The organism is Paenibacillus sp. EKM212P, assembly GCF_011066115.1.
GTDB classification, from domain to species: domain Bacteria; phylum Bacillota; class Bacilli; order Paenibacillales; family Paenibacillaceae; genus Paenibacillus; species Paenibacillus polymyxa_B.
On sequence record NZ_JAAMNR010000033.1, the window covers coordinates 1 to 2,045 of the forward strand.

Here is a 2,045-nt window from a genome sequence, read left to right on the forward strand (position 1 = left end):
GCGGGCAATCGTGTCGACGATGTCTTCCGGGTTCTTTTCCCCGCCTACCGACAGCAAGCTCACCTTCGAGCCGACCATCGACCACCAGAACAGCTCCCACACCGATACGTCGAACGTGAAGGCGGTCTTTTGCAGAACCGTATCTTCCGCACTCAAACCGTATCGATCATGCATCCACAAAATCCGGTTCAGCACGGAATGGTGCTCCACCATCACGCCCTTCGGTTTCCCGGTGGAGCCAGAGGTATAGATGACATAGGCTACATGGTGCGGTCCGGCCAATGGCTCCAGATTCGAACCGTCTTTGTGGTAAATGTCTTGGCCATCCTGCTCATGACGATCCAGCACCAGCACCTGGCCGTCGAAACTCCGTGAGGCTTGCTCCGCCAAATGCGATTGCGTCAGCACCAGCTTCGCACCCGAATCCTCCAGCATAAAGCGGATGCGGTCCGCCGGATATTCTGGATCGATGGGTACATAAGCTCCGCCTGCCTTGAGGATCGCATAAATGCCTACGATCATGTCCAGCGAACGCTGAACCAGAATGCCAACCGGCTGATCCGGCTGAACACCTTCCGCACGCAGCGTCCGGGCCAAACGGTTCGCGCGTTCATTCAGCTCCGCGTAGGTCAACGATTCCGCTCCGCACAACACTGCCACCTGATCCGGTGTTCGTGCCGCCTGCTGCTCAAACATTGCACTTAGCGTCTGATCCTGCGGATAGGCTGCCGCCGTATCTCCCCACATCTGAACGATCTGCGCCTGCTCTTCCGGTGTCACCAATTCCAGCTCATTTACTTGGATATGCGGATTGTCGATAATTTGCTCGATGACATGCAGTACATGTCCCTGCATCCGCTCTATCGTAGACCGATCGTATACATTGGCGTTATATCTGAACATGATGCGGAAGGTTTCATCGGGCATCACAATCAAGTCCAGATCATAATTCGTTTGCTCAACAACCTCTACATTCGTAATTTCAAAAGCGGATGGACGAACTTCACTAAGCTGCTCGACTTGCTCCTCTACCGGATAATTCTCAAATACCATAATGTGGTTAATCAGATGCTGCTTCTGCTCGGTCAATGCCTGAATTTCATACAGCGGGAAGCTGTCATAGGCTCCCGAGGCCAGTGCCTGTTCCTGCGTTTTCCGCATCACTTCCACAAAAGTGGCATTCCGTTCACTTTGAATCCGCACCGGGATCGTATTAATGAACAAACCGATCATATGCTCTACGCCAGCAATATCCGTCGGACGTCCAGATACGACACTACCGAAAATAACATCCTCATTGTTGTTATATTTCTGCAAAATAAGGCCCCACACGCTCTGCATCAGCGTATTAATCGTGACCTGTTGCTGCTTCGCAATCCGGTGTATGGCTTCGCTCCACGTTGGGTCCAGATCTACCGTTATTTTTTCAGAAACATATTCGCTGGTTTCACTTGCTGTAGTGGATACCGTATTAGCCGCTTGGTCTTTCGATAAAGCATCTGCACCCGGCAACAACGTTTGCTGTTCAAAGCCCGCCAAATAGCTGCTCCAGTACTCTTTTGCCGCACGTTCATCCTGACGCTCTAGCCATTCGATATATTGGCCATACGGTGTGATAGGAGCAAGCTCCGGTTGCTTCTGCTCCAGTAGCGCAAAGTACGTACCAAACACTTCGCCTGTAACGAGCGATAAGCACCAGCCGTCCATGACAATGTGATGGAAGCTCCATACCAAATGATACGTTTCTTCATGGGTTTGCAATACCTGTACGCGCATGAGTGCATCCGTACCGAGATTAAAGCCCCTAGCTTGGTCCTCTAGCTTAAACGCCTGGATATACGCCTGTTGCTCCGCTTCCTGCATTTCCCGTATATCCTGGAAGGAAAGGTCGCTATCTTTGTGACGGAATACGATCTGCAATGGCTCCTGACTGTGTCCTGTCTCAAACATATGGAAATTCGTTCGCAGCGCTTCATGACGCTGTGTCAGTACATCCAGACTCTTGCGGAAAATTTCAACATCAAAGCTGCCTTTTTGATCAAACG

Annotated in this window: 1 protein-coding gene; it reads right to left on the reverse strand. The window is 51.2% G+C overall.

Translation table 11 applies throughout. The features are described from left to right. Window positions 1-2,045, reverse strand: a 2,045-nt coding sequence (locus G9G54_RS24760) for a non-ribosomal peptide synthetase (RefSeq protein ID WP_165179936.1), incomplete at both ends; no start/stop codon positions are given.